Genomic DNA, 15607 nt, shown 5'->3' with positions numbered 1-15607 from the left:
CGGCAGTCGTTTCGTCACCGTGGAGGACTCATGACGCGACCGATCACGTTGTTCACCGGCCAGTGGGCCGACCTGCCCTTCGAGGAGGTCTGCCGCCTGGCCTCGGAGTGGGGCTACGACGGCCTGGAGATCGCCTGCTGGGGCGACCACTTCGAGGTCGACAAGGCCCTGGCCGAGCCCGACTACGTGCCCAAGAAGCTGGAGACGCTGGAGAAGCACAACCTGAAGGTCTGGGCCGTCTCCAACCACCTCGTCGGCCAGGCCGTCTGCGACAGCCCGATCGACGAGCGGCACAAGGGCATCCTGCCCGCCCGCATCTGGGGCTCGGGCGACGCGGAGGAGGTGCGCGCCAACGCGGCCGAGGAGATCAAGGACACGGCGCGGGCGGCGGCGCTGCTCGGCGTCAACACCGTGATCGGCTTCACCGGATCGTCGATCTGGCACACCGTGGCGATGTTCCCGCCGGTTCCCGCGGGCATGATCGACGCCGGTTACCAGGACTTCGCCGACAGGTGGAACCCCATCCTCGACGTCTTCGACGAGGTCGGCGTGCGCTTCGCGCACGAGGTGCACCCCAGTGAGATCGCCTACGACTACCACACGACCGTGCGCACCCTGGAGGCGATCGGCCACCGTCCCGCGTTCGGGCTCAACTGGGACCCCTCGCACATGGTGTGGCAGCAGATCGACCCGGCGAACTTCATCCTCGACTTCGCCGACCGCATCTACCACGTCGACTGCAAGGACGCCAAGGTCCGCATCGGCGACGGGCGCCGGGGCCGGTTGTCGTCCCACCTGCCCTGGGCCGACCTGCGCCGTGGCTGGGACTTCGTCTCGACCGGCCGTGGGGACGTGCCGTGGGAGGACTGCTTCCGCGCACTCAACTCCATCGGCTACGACGGCCCCATCTCCATCGAGTGGGAGGACGCCGGCATGGACCGTCTGGCCGGCGCGCCCGAGGCCCTCGCCTACATCCGCACCCTCAACGCGATCACCCCGCCCGCGGCCGCCTTCGACGCCGCGTTCTCCAGCGAGTGACGGCGTCACGCGAGAGGGGTCCCCCGAGACCCCTCTCGCGTGACATGTCGGATGCGCACACCCGTACGGGGCCGATATTGGCTGACCCGGTGATGTGCGCCTTGTGGGACGAAGGGAAGAATGTCCCCCGTGCCCACCCATCCCTTCCCCGTCGTGTCTCCCGGCCGGATGCGCGACGCCGAGCAACCCCGGCTCCAGGTCGACGGCCTCGTGCTCCGCGCGTGGACGCACGACGACGCCGGAGCGGTGCTCGAGGCGTTCTCCGACCCGGCGATCCAGCGCTGGCACCGCAGGACGATGACGACGCTCGACGAGGCGGTCGACTGGATCGACCAGTGGCCGGCCCGCTGGCGGGCGGAGACCGACGCCTGCTGGGCGGTCACCGACGCGGGCACCGGTGAGGTGCTGGGGCGGGCGTCGCTGCGCGACATCCATCTGACCGAGGGCCTGGCCCAGATCACGTACTGGATCCTCCCGGACGCGCGGGGACGCGAGGCGGCCGTACGGGCGGCGCAGGAGACGACGCGCTGGGCCTTCGAGGACATCGGGCTCCACCGGGTGGAGCTCCACCACTCCACGTACAACACCGCGTCGTGCCTGGTCGCGGACAAGGCGGGCTTCGCCTACGAGGGCACCCTGCGCAGCGCGCTCCTCCACGCCGACGGATGGCACGACATGGAGGTGCACGCCCGCATCAACGAGCCGGTCCGGGACCGCCGCGCCTGAACGGGAAGCGCCACGGCTCCCGGGGTGTTGCGTCAGGCATGGACGATCGTTTCGCGGATCTGCGCGTCATCAGGCGGCTGCTCAACGAGTCGAAGACATGGGCGTTCGTGGGGCTCGGCGACGACCCGAGCCGTACGGCCTACCAGCAGGCCAACCTGCTCCAGAACCGGGGCAAGCGCATCATCCCGGTGCACCCCGCCGCCAAGACCGTGCTGGGTGAACAGGGCTACGCGAAGCTGGCCGACGTGCCGGTCCCGATCGACGTCGTCGGGGTGTACCGGCGGGCCGAGTTCGCCGGAGAGGTCGTGGACGAGGCGATCGCGGCAGGTGCGGGCGCCGTCTGGCTGCCGCTCGATGTGATCGACGAGGTCGCCGGCCGGCGTGCGCTCGACGCGGGGCTCGACGTCGTCATGGACCGGTGTCCCGGAGTCGAGTGGGCGCTGCGCCGGGCGGAATAAGCTTCCCGGGTGGCATTGCGGATAGTCATAGCCGAGGACTCCTTCCTCGTACGCGAGGGCGTGCGGCGCGTGCTCGACCTGCACGACGACCTGGAGGTGGTGGGCGTCGCCGCCGACCTGCCGCAACTGCTCGCGGCGGTGGACGAACACGCCCCCGACGTCGTGGTGACCGACATTCGGATGCCGCCCACCTCCACCGACGAGGGCATTCAGGCGGCCATCGGTTTCCAGCGGAGCCGTCCCGGCATGGGCGTCGTCGTGTTGTCGCAGTACGCCGAGCCCGCGTACGCCACCCCGCTGCTGGCCACGGGCACCGCCGGGCGGGCCTACCTGCTCAAGGAGCGGGTCGGCGAACCGCAGGCGCTGGTGCACGCTGTCCGCACGGTGGCGGCGGGGGGCTCGGTCATCGATCCTGCGGTCGTCGAGGCACTGGTCACCGACTCGATCAGGGTGAAGGCGTCGCCGCTCGCCGGGCTGACCGCCCGCGAGCGCGAGGTGCTGGCGCAGATCGCCCAGGGCAAGAACAACGCGGCCGTCGGCGCCGCCCTCTTCCTGACCGAGCGGGCGGTGGAGAAGCACATCAACGCGCTGTTCGCGAAGCTGGGCCTCGGCGCCGAGCCGGACGTCAACCGCCGGGTCATGGCCGTCCTGCTTTATCTGTCCGCCCAAAAGGGTGGTGCTAGCACCCAGAAAATGTAGGGTCCGCAACCTTGGTCCCTCCCGCCGCTTCGGGCAGGCTGAATCCATGACCGCTCCGGAGGCGTCGCAGGTGGACGTGCTCATCGTCGACGACCAGGCGCCGTTCCGTTCTGTGGCCCGCGCCCTGGTGCGGCTCCTACCGGGATGGCGCGTCGTCGGTGAGGCGGCGTCGGGAGAGGACGCCTACGACCAGGCGGCGCTCGCCCGCCCGACGATGATCCTGATGGACATCAACCTGCCCGGCATCAACGGAATCGAGGCGACCCGGCGGATTCTGGCGCGCGCCCCCGAAATCAAGATCGTCTTGCTGTCCACCTACGCCGCCGACGACCTTCCGCCCGACGCGACGACCTGCGGGGCGCTCACCTACATCCGCAAGGACGACCTCACACCCGCGCTGCTGCGCGCTCTTCCCGTCTGAGCGCGAGGCGCGCCGCCTGCAGCCCTCCCATGCCGTGTACGGAAGGTCCCGGCGGAGTGCTCGCCGAGCAGATGTAGAGGCCGTCGACCGGGGTCGCCCACGGGTGGACGCCGTAGACGGGTCTCCCCACGAACTGGCTCAGCCGGGCGGAGCCGCCTCCGATGTCGCCGCCCACGAGGTTGGGGTTACGTCGTTCGAGCGCCGCCGGCCCCATGACGTGACGGGCCAGCACCACGTCGCGGAACCCCGGCGCGAACCGCTCGATCTGGGCTTCGACGGCCGCGCTCATGTCCACGTCGGAGCCGTTCGGGACGTGGCAGTAGGCCCACAGGACGTGGGCGCCCGCCGGAGCCCGGCTCGGATCGGCCACGCTGGGCTGGACCGCCAGCACGTAGGGCCGTTCCGGGTGCCTCCCGCGCGCCACGTCGGCCTCACTGCGGGCGATCTCCTCCAGGGATCCGCCCAGGTGCACCGTGCCCGCCGAGGCGACCGAGGGGTCGCGCCACGGGACGGGCGCCGACAACGCCCAGTCCATCTTGAAGACGCCGGGTCCGTAGCGGAAACGCGACAGCCGCCGCAGGTAGCCGGGCGGAAGCCGGTCTCCCGCGACGGCTGCGACCTGGCGGGGTGTGAGGTCGAGCAGGATCGACCGGGCGGGAGGCAGCTCTCGCAGGCTCCGCACCGTGTGCCCCGTGACGATCTCGCCGCCGTGCCGTACGAGCCGGGCGGCCAGGGCGTCGGCCACCGCCTGGGATCCGCCGCGCGCGACCGGCCAGCCGACCCGGTGGGCGAGGGCCGCGAGCAACATGCCGTACCCGGACGTCAGGGGCGCGCGCAGGTCGAGCATCGAATGCGCGGCCATGCCCGCGAGCACGGCCCGCGCCTCCGGCGTGCGGAACGCCGAGCGGGCGAGCACGGTCAACGGCAGTACGGCCGGCACGCCGAACCGCGCCGCGCTGAACGGCGCCTTCGGCAGGGACAGCGGGGCCAGCAACGTGTCCACCAGCGGAAATCCGGCTCGCGCGGCGGCCCCCACCGTCGCCTGCCAGGCGGCGGCGTCGCGGCCGAGGGCCTCGGCGGTGCGGCCGGGGTCGCGGTGGACCAGGACGGCCGGCCGCTTGTCGAGGGGATGCGCGGCGGGCACCGGCGGGTGCGCCCAGTCCACGTCGAGATCCAATTCGCGGAAGGCGGGGGACGCGAGCGCCATCGCCATGACGGTCGCGCAGACGTCGTGCCGGAATCCGGGCAGCGTCAGCTCTTCGGTGCGCAGGCCGCCGCCGCAGGTGCCGGCCGCCTCCACCAGCAGCACCCTTCGCCCCGCCTCCGCCATCGTCACGGCGGCCATGAGCCCGTTGGGGCCGGAGCCGACCACGACCGCGTCGAACTCGGAATCAAACCCACTCATACTGAAATTTCCCCGCTTATCGTGGTTCCCGCTCCGGGTGTGGACTCGACCCGCAACCGGCCGCCGATCGCGCCCAGGCGGTCGGCCATGTTGACGAACCCGTGGCCGGCCCCGCCACCGGTCTCGAACCCCGCCCCGTCATCTTCCACCGAGAATCGCAGCAGGGCGCCGTCCATGTGGATGCGCACCTTGATCGACGCGTCCGCCCCGGCGTATTTGCCGGCGTTCTGGATCGCCTCCAGGCAGCAGAAGTAGACGGCCGCCTCGGCCTGCTCGGAGAACCGGCGCGGCAGGTCCACGTCCACCTCGTACGGCAGGGCCACCCGGCGCGTGATCGACCGCAGGGCCTCCCCCAGGCCGTGGTCGCGCAGCAGCGGCGGGTAGATGCCGTGCGCCAGCTCGCGGAAGGCCGCGTTGGTGCTCTGCACGTCGGCCCGCAGCTCGGTCAGCATCTCGGCGACGAGGGCGGGGTCGTCCTTGATGAGCTCGCTCGCCAGGCCGAGTTTCACCGACAGGGCGACGAGATGCTGCTGTGCGCCGTCGTGCAGGTCGCGCTCGATGGCGCGGCGGGAGGCGTCGGCCGCGGTGACGATGCGCAACCGCGACGCCTGGAGCTCCTCGTTACGCTGGCGCAGCTCCTCAAGCGACGCCTGGAGCGCCGAGTCGAGACGCATGTTGTGCAGCGCGAGCCCGACCTGCCGGGCCAGCTCGATGAGCACACGGTCGTCCTCGTCGGAGTATTCGACGCCGTCAGCGGGGCGCCGCACCACGAGCAGGCCGAGCAGATCCCCGAGGTGCGCCGCGGGCGCGACCCGGATCGGGGCGTCCCTGTCCTCGACGAGGGACGGCAGCCACATCGACACCCAGGCGGGACCGCCGATGCGGGTCCGGCCGACGACGAGACGCTCCTTGTCGTTGAGCGTCAGCGCGGCGTCGCCGCGCTCGGGAACGCTGACCGTCCGGTGCAGCACGCCTTCTGCGCCCACCCAGACCTCGGCGCCGGCGGGGCCGAGCGTGGCACGCAGCGACTCCACCAGTTGCAGCAGCAGCTCGTCGAACGGCACCGCACGGCTCATCCGCGCGCCGAACGACGCCAGCGCCTCCTCCGGCGTCTGCCCGCGCCGCCCGAGCAGCCCCTGACCGAACGCCACCAGCCGCAGCCGGAGCGGCAGCCCCAGCACGACGGCGGTGAGCGCGGCGATCACACTCGCGAGCAGCACCTCGCGCTCCGGCTCCTCCGGCGACCTCGCGAGCCCGATGATCACCACCAGGTAGACCGCCACCACCAGCACGGCGAGCCCGGCGACCACGACGGCCTCGACCAGCCCCCGCTCGGAGAAACGGGCCGTGAAGGACACCTGTCCGAGCAGCACACCGAGCGGCAGGACGACCGTCGTCGCGAGCACCGAGGTCAGCAGATCGCCGGGTGTGCCGAGCAGGAGATGCGTCGCGACCAGCACGGAGTCGGCGGCCACCGTCCCCACCGCCGCCGCCGCGACCCACTGGAGCGTGCGGCGCCGTCCGGCCGGTGCCCTGGGGCAGCGCAACAACACCGCCACGAGAGCCACGGCCGATGCCGCCGCAACAACCGCGACCACGAGCCCGGCGGGGGGCGTCGTCCCGCCCGCGACCATCACCGCGGTCCAGGCTGCGCCCGCCACGGCCGCCCCGGCCGCGAACGTCCGCCGCTGCCACGAGCCGAGAACCCCGTCCGGAAGCCCGAGCCCGCAGGCGAACCAGGCGGCGACGGCGAGCGGGGTGCAGGCCGGCCAGGCCGTCGCCACCCCCTGGGCGGCGGCGACCAGCAGGGCCGTCCACGCCAGCGCCCTCCGGTCGGCCGCCACGGCACCGAGCGCGACGGCGACCCAGGCCACGGCGATGATCACGGAGGCTGCGACCATGACTACTCCGTCCGGAGAACGTGACCGATGCGCAGCCGCGCGGCCATACGGCCCGGCCACGCGGCGAGCAGGTTGGCGAGCAGCAGCGCGGCCGGCGTGACCAGCAGCAACGCCCAGAGTGCGACGGGCACGAGGTAGGCGAGCGGCATGAAGTCCGCGACCAGCCGCCAGAGGGTGCGGCCCAGCGCCACTCCCAGCGGGACTCCGGCGGCGAGTCCCACCACAGCGAGGAGCGTGGCCTGGGTGACCACGGCCCATCGTGCCTGGGGCCGGGTCATGCCCAGCGCCCGCAACACCGCCACCTCGTGGCGGCGCCGCCGTACGGCGGTGGCCAGGGCGTGGCCGACGGCGCCCACGGCGAGCAGCGTCAGGAAGCCTGCCAGCACGAGAGGCAACTGCTGGACGTCGCGGATCTGCTGCACCTGCGGGATGGGAGGGGTCGGGAGGAACCCCAACTGGGTGGCGGCGGACAGCCGTGCGGCCACGGCCGCCGGGTCCGCTCCGTCTCTGACGACCACGTGGACGACGTGGTACTTGAACGTGAAGTGGGCCTGCGCGAAGAGCCGGTCGTATCCCTCGGGAGTGGCCCACGCGCCGTCGCTGTAGTCGTTGTGGGATCCCATCGGCAGGAAGCCGATCCCGGTCACCCTCATCGTCACCGGTTCCCCGCCGCTCGTCAGCCGCACCTGGCCGCCCACTCTCGCGCCGAGGCTGTCGGCGCTGAACGGCGCCAGCACGATCTCGTCGGCGGCCGAGGGCATCCGGCCCTCGATCATGACGACGGGGAACGGCCTGCTCACAGGGTCGTAGGTGTAGGTGGTCACCGAGGTCTCGCCCGATTCGGCGACGGCGATCCGCGAGGCGTTCACCGCAGCGACGTCCGGATCCCCGGCGACCTTCGGGAGGGCCTGATCGACGGGTCCGATGTCCATGCCGTTGTACCCGGCGTAGGCCTCGACCTGGTGCGTCTGCCCGAACCGCTCGGGATGAGCCGCCGCGTCACGCACTCCGGCCGAGAAGGTGAACGCGGCGAGCACCCCGAGCACCCCGGCGACCGCCCCGAACAGCGCGGGCCGCACGGCCACCGCCGCGCGCCCGCGCCCCGGCTCCAGGGCGAACCTCGCCCCCACCACGACGGGCACGGGCAGCCCCAGGCGTGCGGCGGCGAGCGCGACCGCCGAACGCCGGGGAGATCCCTCGCCGTGCCGCACGACCAGGGAGACCGCGGCGGCGGCCACCGCCGTGCTCAGCACGAGCAGCGGTTCCAGCCCCCATCCGCTTCCCAGGATCAGCCAGTCGACGTCGAACCCGGGAGCGGGTTCGACCAGGGACGCCGCCCCGATCGGCATCCAGATCGACGCGACGGCGGCTCCCACGACGCCCAGTGTCGCCCCGGCCAGCGCCGACAGGAAGGGTGCGGCGGAGGCCAGCATGACCCCCTGCAGGGGAGCGAGTCCCACGGCCCGCATCACCTGGAGGTCGGCCGCGGTGGCGGTGGCGTACCGCGCGACCGACTGGCCGACCAGCACGATCGCCGCCGCGAGCGCCGCCAGCCCGAAGGCCAGCAGAGAGGCGGCCTCGAACGAGTTCACCCTCTGGACCTGGGCGACGAACTTCTCGTTCATTTCCATCATGTCGATGTCGTTGCGTTTCGCCGCCTCGGCCAGGTCCTCGCGGAAGGCGCGCTCCACGCCTGGCCCCCCCTTGAGCCGGACGAGGGCGTTGTGGACGCCATCCGGACCGACGAAATTGTCCCGGTAGCGGGCGTACAACGCAGGGGACGGGACCACGAGCCCCTTCTGGCCGACGTTGTCGGAGAACCAGGGCGAGCGGATGACGCCGACGATCCGCGCCCCGACTGCCGGGCCCGCGAGCGGCGCGCCACTGGCCGGGTCGTACTCGATGTCGGCCGCCTGCTCCGTGGACATCAGCCGCAGTGTGATCCGGTCTCCGACGCCCCTGTGGTAGGAGACCGGGAAAAGAGGGGTGACCACGACCTCGTCCGCCCGTGCGGGGTCGGGCAGCCGCCCTTCGAGGACGACGGGCCGTTCGATGGTGTGCAGCGCCTCGTCGTCGGCCGGAGGGAAGGCGCTGACGTTGTCCGTGCGCGGGATGCCGTCGACGCCGAACGCGGACAGCGCGAACACCGTGAGCGACTCGACCTCCGGCAGCGCCCGGATCTTCTCCCAGTCGAATTGCGGCTGGTTGGGCAGGACGGCGAGGGTCGTCGGCAGTGTGACGGCCGTGAGACGGTCCACGGCGGTGGCGCCTCTGCGGGCGCCGGCGAAGGCGGTCAGGACCGTGGCGGTGGCGAAGGCGACGAGCAGGGCGAGCACCACCAGCGGCCGCCACCGCCTGCGCAGTTCGAGACGCAACCAGGTGAGGACGACGGTCATGGCGCGTCCACCTTGCCGTCGCGCAGCCGTACGGCCCGGCTCGCTCCCGCGGCCACGTCCGGCGAGTGCGTGACCATGATGATCGTCTGCCCCTCGTCGTGCAGCCGCCGGAACAGTTCGAGGACCTCCATGCCGCCCTCGCTGTCGAGCGCCCCGGTGGGCTCGTCGGCGAGCAGCAGCGTCGGCTCGTTCACCAGGGCGCGGGCGATGGCCAGACGCTGGCGCTGCCCTCCCGACAACACCGCGGGCACCTGGTGGGTGCGGTCGCCCAGACCCAGCAGGTCGAGCAGGTCACGTGCCCGGGACTCGGCGGCCCGTCTCTTCATGCCGCCCAGAACACCCGGCATGACGAGGTTGTCCAGCGCCGAGACGCCGTCCAGAAGATTGAAAAATTGAAAGACGAAACCGATGTGGTGGCGGCGGAAACGAGCCAACCAGTCCTCGTCGCGGCCGTCGATCCGCTCGCCCGCGACCTCGACGGTGCCCTCGTCCACCGTGTCGAGACCGGCGACGACATTGAGGAGGGTGGACTTGCCGCAGCCCGACGGGCCGGTCACGGCGAGGAACTCGCCCTCGTCGACAGACAGGTCGACGCCGCGGAGTGCGCGGACGGGGGCCAGCTCCGCGGTGAAGGTGCGCCTGACCCCTTTGATCTCGACAGCGGTGGGCATATCAGTTCACCACCAGGTGATAGGCGTTGACGGGAGTGCTGCGCCCCTTGATCGGGCGGGCGCCCAGCGGATTCCACGGCCAGGAGTCGCCGCCCGCGCGGACGGTCGACTCGGCCGCGACCGTCCCGGCGGGGCGGGCCAGATCCTGCATGCGCTGGGCGAGGTTGACGGTGTCGCCGACGAGGGTGTACTCGATCCGCTCGTCGCTGCCGAGCAGGGCCGCGGCCACCTCCCCGGTGGACAGGCCGATGCCGAGCCAGAACGGCGCGAGATCCTGCGCCGCCCACTCGGCGTCCAGCTCGGCCTGCCGTACATGCATGACGCAGGCCGCCCGGATGGCGCTGTGCGCGTGGTCGGGCGAGGGGTCGGGGGCGCCGAAGACGGCCATCACGGCGTCGCCGACGTACTGCATCACGGTGCCGCCGGCGTTAAGGATCGCCGCGTTCATCGCCCGGCGGTGAGCGTTGAGCTGCCCTGCGAGGACGGCCGGGTCGGTGCTCTCCGCGATACCCGAGTAGCCCCGCACGTCCGACATCAAGACCGTGACGTTCAGGCGCTCGGTCCGCTCGACGGCCTCGCGGTCCCTGCGCAGCTTGTCGGCCAGACCGCTGGGGAGCAGCCGGGACAGGGTCTCGCCCTGCTCCTCCCGGCGCAGGATGGCGGTGTGCAGCATGCGCAGCCGGCGCAGCGCGCTCTGCCGGCCTGCGCTCGCGCCCTTGGCGAGATCGAGGAAGAGCTGCTCGATGGCGGTGTTCACCGCCTCGGGCGTCTCGCCGCCCGCCAGGGCGATCGCCTTGACCGGTCTGCCCTCGGCGACCTGCCGCAGCAGTCTCTCCTCGTCTTCGGACAGCTCGCCCTCGTCGCGCGCGGGAGCCATGAGCTCCCGCACGATCACCGGGTCGATCAGGGATCCGCCCGTGGCCACCGCGCGGATCGCCCGGCCGAGCAGTCCGGCGTCCGCCACGCGGTCCTTGAGGAGATAGGCATAGCCGGCCGCGCCGTCCCCCAGCAGCCGCACGGCGTATTCCGGGTCGTCGTACTGGCTGAGCACGACCGTCCCCGTCCCCGGAAGCCGTCTGCGCACCTCGCGCGCGGCCTCGATGCCCTCGTCCTGGAAGGTCGGCGGCATCCTGATGTCGGTCACGACTACCTGCGGGCGCAACCGCACCGCGCTCGCCACCAGTTCGTCGTAGTCGGCCGCGAGTCCCGCAACCTCGATCGCGGGGTCGCGGGCGAGCAGCGCGCGCACTCCTTCGCGGACGATGAGGTTGTCGTCCGCGAGCACCACCGTGATCCGCTCCACGAGCCGATTAGATATCGGCGTGATCCCTGCCAGAAAGGGTGCTGGGACGACGGATAGGGGATGCTGGCACCCCCGGGGGATGGCAAGGTGCCGCCCTCGAACGAGCGGGCCGCGATTCCTACCGTCGTGACCATGCGCGTCACATCTCACATCACGTCCGTGTCCTGGATCCCGTCCGAGGCCGTCAAGGGCTACACCAAGCCGGCCTTCACGATGGGCATCGCCCACTACGACGAGCCGCCCCCCGACACGATCGGCGACCTGGATTCGCTGCGTGTGGCGGACGCGTTCCGCTTCGCCCACCGGCTGGAGGCCTGGGCCGAGTTCGACGGGAACGCCCTCGTCGGCCACGGCGTCGGCGGCGGGCTCATCATGGGGTCGACCACCGTACGGCTCGGCCCGCTCGGCATCACCTTCGCCGCGTTCGCCCTGCCCGACCTGCGCTCAGAACCGGAGGCCGGGGACGGGTGGGTCCGCTTCACCCAGACGGTGGGAGGCCGTACGGCGCTGCCGCTGCCCCGGCGCAGCTCCGCCCGCCGTACATGCGGCTCCAGTCCCCGTTCGTGTGGACGACGCTGTCGCTGACGTTGCACACCGACGGAAGGGCCGTGGGCGAACTGACCGGCGCGAGCCCGTTTCCCCGGCACTGGGTCTACGGCGCCGACGACGCTCTGGCCATGAAGGCCGGGCTCACCGACTACAAGACCTGGGCCGGCCAGGAGGGGACCGCCTCCACGCCCTGGGGCGACGAGGACTCCCCCGTGCTCGTCACCGCCGCGGAGACCGCGCTGGAACGCGAGATGTCCACGCTCATCATGCGCGGCGGCCGCAAACCCGTCATCCGGTCGCTGGAGGCGGGTTCGGTGCTGGTCCGTCAGGGCGAGCCGGGGTCGTCGTTGTTCCTGCTCCTCGACGGCGTGCTCACCGTCGACGTGGACGGCAGGGCGTTGCCCGAGCTGGGCCCCGGCGCCATCCTGGGCGAACGGGCGGTCCTGGAGGACGGTCTCCGTACGGCGACACTGACCGCGAGCACGCCCGTCCGGGTCGCCGAGGCGCCGTCCGACACGATCGACCGCGCGGCCCTGGCCCGCCTCGCGCAGGGCCACCGCCGAGAGGACTCGCTCGCGTGAGGCTCGCCCTGCTCGGCGTACGGGGATCGACGCCCGCGCCCGGCCCGGAATTCGTGCGATACGGCGGCCACACGAGCTGCGTGGCCGTGCTGCCCGACGACTCCGACGTCCCCCGGCTGGTGCTCGACGCGGGCACCGGTCTGCGGGGGCTCGGCCGCCTGCTCGGCGCGGCGCCGTTCCGGGGTTCGATCATGCTCACCCATCTCCACTGGGACCACCTGCAGGGTCTGCCCTTCTGCCCCTCGGTGGACCGGCCCGACGCCCGCGTCGACCTCCGCCTCCCCGGCGGCGGCGATCCGCGGCGGCTTCTCGCCCGGGTCATGTCGCCGCCGCACTTCCCGATCGATCCCGGCGGGCTCGGCGGCGAGTGGCGGTTCCTGACGTCCGACGACGGGATCGTCGAGGGCTACACGGTGCGGGTGGCCGAGATCGCCCACAAGGGCGGCGTCACCCATGGGATCAGGGTCGAGGGTGACGGCGTCAGCGTCGCCTATCTCCCCGACCACTGCCCCCAGATCGAGTCGGCCGCCGCCGAGAAGCTCGCCTGGGGCGTCGACCTCCTGCTCCACGACGGCCAGTTCCTCGCCGGCGAGCAGGCGCAGGCCGACGCGTACGGCCACGCCACCGTCGCCGACGCGGTCGCCTTCGCCCGCCGCTGTGACGCGCGGCGGCTGGTCCTCACCCACCATGCGCCCGGCCGTACCGACGACGACCTGGACGCGCTCGGGGCCACCGGCGTCGAGCTCGCGCGACAGGGGCAGATCATCGCGGTGGGGTCCGGGTGACGCGAAAACCAGATGCCGGGCCGTATGACCATCCGTGACAATCACGACATGCGTCATTGGCCGATTTTCGGGCTTCGCCTGACCACGCCCCGTCTGGAACTGCGCCTGCCCTCGATGGCCGACCTCGACGCGCTCACCGATCGTGCGCTCGAGGGCGTGCACGAGCCCGGGTTCATGCCGTTCCTCATTCCCTGGACGGCCGCACCCGTCGAGGAGCTGGAACGGAGCACGATCCAGTACCACCTGAGGGTGCTGGCCGCGTGGAGGCCGGAGGACTGGACCGCGAACTTCGTCGTCGTCCACGACGGCCAGGTCATCGGCAGCCAGGGGATGAGCGGGAACGACTTCGCGATCACCCGGGAGGTCTCCACCGGGTCCTGGCTCGGGAGGGCGTGGCAGGGCAAGGGACTCGGCACCGAGATGCGTGCCGCCGTGCTGCACCTCGCCTTCGCGGGGCTGGGGGCGGAGACGGCCAGGTCGTCGGCCTTCGTGGACAACCCCGCCTCGCTCGCCGTCTCGCGCAAGCTGGGCTACCGCGAGGACGGGACCACCGTCCAGGCGGTGCAGGGAAGGCGGCGCGTCGACCAGCGGCTGCTCCTGAACCGGGCCGACTTCACGTCCCCGGTGCCGGTGGAGATCCACGGCCTGGACGCCTGCCGCGCCGAGTTCGGCGCCTGAGCTCCGCCCGGCTGTCAGATCGGGTGCGAGACCGGGCTGCCGGCCTTCTCGGCGAGCGCGTGCAGCGCCCAGTCTGAGGGGCTTCCGGGCTCTGCCTGGACGGTGACCAGCTGCTGGTTCCGCGCGCCGGTGCTGTAGAGCGCCTCGCAGGTGATGGTCAGGTCGCCGACCTCGGGATGGTGGAGGTCCTTGGTCTCCCGGTGTAATCCGTTGACCTCGTGCCGGCGCCATATCCGGCGGAACTCCGGGCTCTGCTCCGACAGCTCGTCCACCAGCTCGGTAAGGCGGGGATCGTCGACGTCGGGCCCGGCCATCGCGCGCAGGTGGGCGGCCCTGTTGTGCGCGATCTTCTCCCAGTCGCGGTAGAACCGCCGCGCGAGGGGGTCGGTGAAGACCATGCTGACCATGTTGTCCACCCGGTTCAGGCCCTCGAGGAGCGTTTCGGCGATCGGGTTGACGGCCAGAATGTCCATCCACCGGTCGCACACGAACGCCGGAGTCGTCACCCATCCGCTCATGAGCCGCAGCAGATAGGGGCTGACCTGTTCCTCCGGACGGGCGATCCTGCGCGGCCTGTCCTCCCGGAGCGCGAGGTCGTAGAGGTGTTCCTCGGCCTCGGGCGTGAGCCGCAGCACGCGGGCGAGCGCGCCGAGCACCGACGGCGACGGATGCCGTTCCCGCCCCTGTTCGAGGCGGATGTAGTAGTCGACGCTGATCCCGGCCAGCATGGCGACGTCATGCCGGCGCAGCCCGGGTGTGCGCCGTGCTCTGGAAGAGCCCAGTCCCGCCTCCTCGGGGCCGGTCAGCTCACGACGGGCCCGCAGGAACTCGCCCAGGAAGTTTCCGCTGTCCATTTCGTCACCTTATGCACGACTTTGACCACACGGTAGCCGTCACGCGGAGATCGCCGCAGGTGGAGCGCGTTTCACCGATCGGGTTCGGGTAGGGGCCGGTGGACGGAGGGAGAGAACATGACACCGGATCTGCCGTCCTATCCGGACGGCGTAGACGACACCGGCCAGGGCTCCGACGTCGTCGGCTACGAGGTCGAGGCCACCGACGGCAGGATCGGCACGGTCGACGAGGCGACCTACGAGGTCGGCCAGAGCTACCTCATCATCGACACCGGTCCCTGGGTATTCGGCAAGAAGGTGATGTTGCCGGCGAGCATCGTGACGCAGATCGACCCAGCCGAACGCACGATCGCCGTCTGCAGGACCAGGCAGGAGATCAAGAACGCACCCGAGTTCGACGAGTCGGCGTTCAAGGAGTCGGCCTACCGCGACACGCTCAATGAGTACTACCGGCGCTTCCCCTACTCGGGAGGCCCCTAGATCTCACGGCCAGGCCTGCTCGGGGCTCGGCGACGTCGGTCCGATGACGCGGAGCCGTTCGAGCAGGGTGAGAAAGGTCGACGCGTACGGCGAGGCCGCCACGACCGAGGCCACCCGGTCCCAGTCGACCTGCTCGCGCAGCGCGCGGACCATGGGCAGCAGCGCGCCGTAGTCGCAGCTATGCTCCGACAGCGGCAGGATCCACGAGATCACCAGATCGGTGGCCTCGAGGACGGGCAGGCTGATCGCCGCCGTGTTGATCATCTCCGCCCGGCGGATCATCTCCTCGGTGACCGGCCTGTCGGCGACCGAAAAGATCATGTCGACCAGCACGCCGTCCTCGTCGAAGGCCTTGACCAGCCAGTCCTCCGGCGGCCTGGCCGTACGGAATCCGATGCCCTCCAGGGTCTTGAAGGCGAGGGGCACGTCCTCCTCGACCAGGGCGAAGTCGACATCATGCAGCGACGGGGCGGCGCCGCGCGCGTAACCCGCGCACCCACCCGCCAGGGCAAAGCGCACACCGGCCTCCTTGAGGACGGCGCCCGCACGCTTGAGCGTTTCGAGGATCGCTTCCGTGACCGGGTGACCGTGACTGCTCACCCACGTCGCCTGCCCCGCCATTTACGCCGCAAACTCTCCCATGTTCGCCCTTCCGTCTGGTC

General features: G+C 71.6%; 17 protein-coding genes. 10 read left to right on the top strand and 7 right to left on the bottom strand.

Annotation, left to right across the window (positions count from 1 at the left end; all coding sequences use genetic code 11):
- The first annotated feature begins 30 nt into the window (after positions 1 to 30).
- From Pth03_RS39805 to Pth03_RS39785, 5 genes are all read left to right on the top strand, one after another.
- Complete coding sequence (locus Pth03_RS39805; RefSeq protein WP_203949701.1) at positions 31 to 1038, top strand: sugar phosphate isomerase/epimerase family protein; 1008 nt, start codon at positions 31 to 33, stop codon at positions 1036 to 1038.
- Between the two features lie 129 nt (positions 1039 to 1167).
- A complete protein-coding gene (locus Pth03_RS39800; RefSeq protein WP_239119746.1) occupies positions 1168 to 1764 on the top strand; it encodes a GNAT family N-acetyltransferase in 597 nt (198 codons plus the stop codon).
- 38 nt (positions 1765 to 1802) lie between these two features.
- Entirely contained in the window at positions 1803 to 2222 is a 420-nt protein-coding gene (locus tag Pth03_RS39795) for a CoA-binding protein (protein WP_203949700.1), read from the top strand.
- 9 nt (positions 2223 to 2231) lie between these two features.
- On the top strand, positions 2232 to 2921 hold the full coding sequence (locus tag Pth03_RS39790) for a response regulator transcription factor (RefSeq protein WP_308442420.1): 690 nt from the start codon (positions 2232 to 2234) through the stop codon (positions 2919 to 2921).
- 46 nt (positions 2922 to 2967) lie between these two features.
- A complete protein-coding gene (locus tag Pth03_RS39785) occupies positions 2968 to 3342 on the top strand; it encodes a response regulator (RefSeq protein WP_203949699.1) in 375 nt (124 codons plus the stop codon).
- On the opposite strand, the gene Pth03_RS39780 is transcribed toward Pth03_RS39785, so the two are convergent.
- Genes Pth03_RS39780 through Pth03_RS39760 form a run of 5 tightly spaced genes read right to left on the bottom strand, consistent with a single transcriptional unit; the run spans position 3308 to position 11018 of the window.
- Positions 3308 to 4747 (bottom strand): phytoene desaturase family protein, encoded by a 1440-nt coding sequence (locus Pth03_RS39780; protein WP_203949698.1) that lies wholly within the window; start codon positions 4745 to 4747, stop codon positions 3308 to 3310. The genes Pth03_RS39785 and Pth03_RS39780 overlap by 35 nt on opposite strands.
- Positions 4744 to 6648 carry a sensor histidine kinase gene (locus tag Pth03_RS39775; protein WP_203949697.1) on the bottom strand — a complete coding sequence of 635 codons (1905 nt, stop codon included), beginning with the start codon at positions 6646 to 6648 and terminating at the stop codon, positions 4744 to 4746. The genes Pth03_RS39780 and Pth03_RS39775 overlap by 4 nt, the downstream gene beginning before the upstream one ends.
- Positions 6649 to 6650: 2 nt before the next feature.
- Positions 6651 to 9044, bottom strand: coding sequence for an ABC transporter permease (locus Pth03_RS39770; protein ID WP_203949696.1), 2394 nt, complete (start codon positions 9042 to 9044; stop codon positions 6651 to 6653).
- Entirely contained in the window at positions 9041 to 9715 is a 675-nt protein-coding gene (locus tag Pth03_RS39765; protein ID WP_203949695.1) for an ABC transporter ATP-binding protein, read from the bottom strand. The genes Pth03_RS39770 and Pth03_RS39765 overlap by 4 nt, the downstream gene beginning before the upstream one ends.
- 1 nt (position 9716) lies before the next feature.
- Positions 9717 to 11018: an adenylate/guanylate cyclase domain-containing protein gene (locus Pth03_RS39760; RefSeq protein ID WP_203949694.1), complete on the bottom strand. Its 1302-nt coding sequence runs from the start codon at positions 11016 to 11018 to the stop codon at positions 9717 to 9719.
- Positions 11019 to 11150: 132 nt separating this feature from the next.
- Here Pth03_RS39760 and Pth03_RS39755 point away from each other — a divergent pair, with 132 nt between their 5' ends.
- Genes Pth03_RS39755 through Pth03_RS39740 form a run of 4 tightly spaced genes read left to right on the top strand, consistent with a single transcriptional unit; the run spans position 11151 to position 13611 of the window.
- The gene (locus Pth03_RS39755; protein WP_203949693.1) at positions 11151 to 11603 is read left to right on the top strand and encodes a hypothetical protein; all 453 of its coding nucleotides are present in this window, start codon (positions 11151 to 11153) and stop codon (positions 11601 to 11603) included.
- Positions 11561 to 12148, top strand: coding sequence for a cyclic nucleotide-binding domain-containing protein (locus tag Pth03_RS39750; protein WP_203949692.1), 588 nt, complete (start codon positions 11561 to 11563; stop codon positions 12146 to 12148). Before Pth03_RS39755 ends, Pth03_RS39750 begins: the two co-directional genes overlap by 43 nt.
- The gene (locus tag Pth03_RS39745; RefSeq protein ID WP_203949691.1) at positions 12145 to 12933 is read left to right on the top strand and encodes an MBL fold metallo-hydrolase; all 789 of its coding nucleotides are present in this window, start codon (positions 12145 to 12147) and stop codon (positions 12931 to 12933) included. The genes Pth03_RS39750 and Pth03_RS39745 overlap by 4 nt, the downstream gene beginning before the upstream one ends.
- Before the next feature lie 48 nt (positions 12934 to 12981).
- Positions 12982 to 13611, top strand: a complete 630-nt coding sequence (locus Pth03_RS39740) for a GNAT family N-acetyltransferase (protein ID WP_203949690.1) — start codon at positions 12982 to 12984, stop codon at positions 13609 to 13611.
- Between the two features lie 14 nt (positions 13612 to 13625).
- On the opposite strand, the gene Pth03_RS39735 is transcribed toward Pth03_RS39740, so the two are convergent.
- The gene (locus Pth03_RS39735; protein WP_203949689.1) at positions 13626 to 14465 is read right to left on the bottom strand and encodes a helix-turn-helix transcriptional regulator; all 840 of its coding nucleotides are present in this window, start codon (positions 14463 to 14465) and stop codon (positions 13626 to 13628) included.
- Between the two features lie 117 nt (positions 14466 to 14582).
- On the opposite strand from Pth03_RS39735, the gene Pth03_RS39730 reads away from it, so the two are divergent.
- Positions 14583 to 14945 (top strand): PRC-barrel domain-containing protein, encoded by a 363-nt coding sequence (locus tag Pth03_RS39730; protein ID WP_203949688.1) that lies wholly within the window; start codon positions 14583 to 14585, stop codon positions 14943 to 14945.
- Positions 14946 to 14948: 3 nt separating this feature from the next.
- Here Pth03_RS39730 and Pth03_RS39725 read toward each other — a convergent pair whose 3' ends face one another.
- Positions 14949 to 15545, bottom strand: a complete 597-nt coding sequence (locus Pth03_RS39725) for a nucleotidyltransferase (protein WP_203949687.1) — start codon at positions 15543 to 15545, stop codon at positions 14949 to 14951.
- Positions 15546 to 15607: the final 62 nt, after the last annotated feature.

The sequence above is a fragment of the Planotetraspora thailandica genome, from assembly GCF_016863335.1.
Classification (GTDB): domain Bacteria; phylum Actinomycetota; class Actinomycetes; order Streptosporangiales; family Streptosporangiaceae; genus Planotetraspora; species Planotetraspora thailandica.
This window is presented reverse-complemented; position numbering and strand designations above follow the sequence as displayed.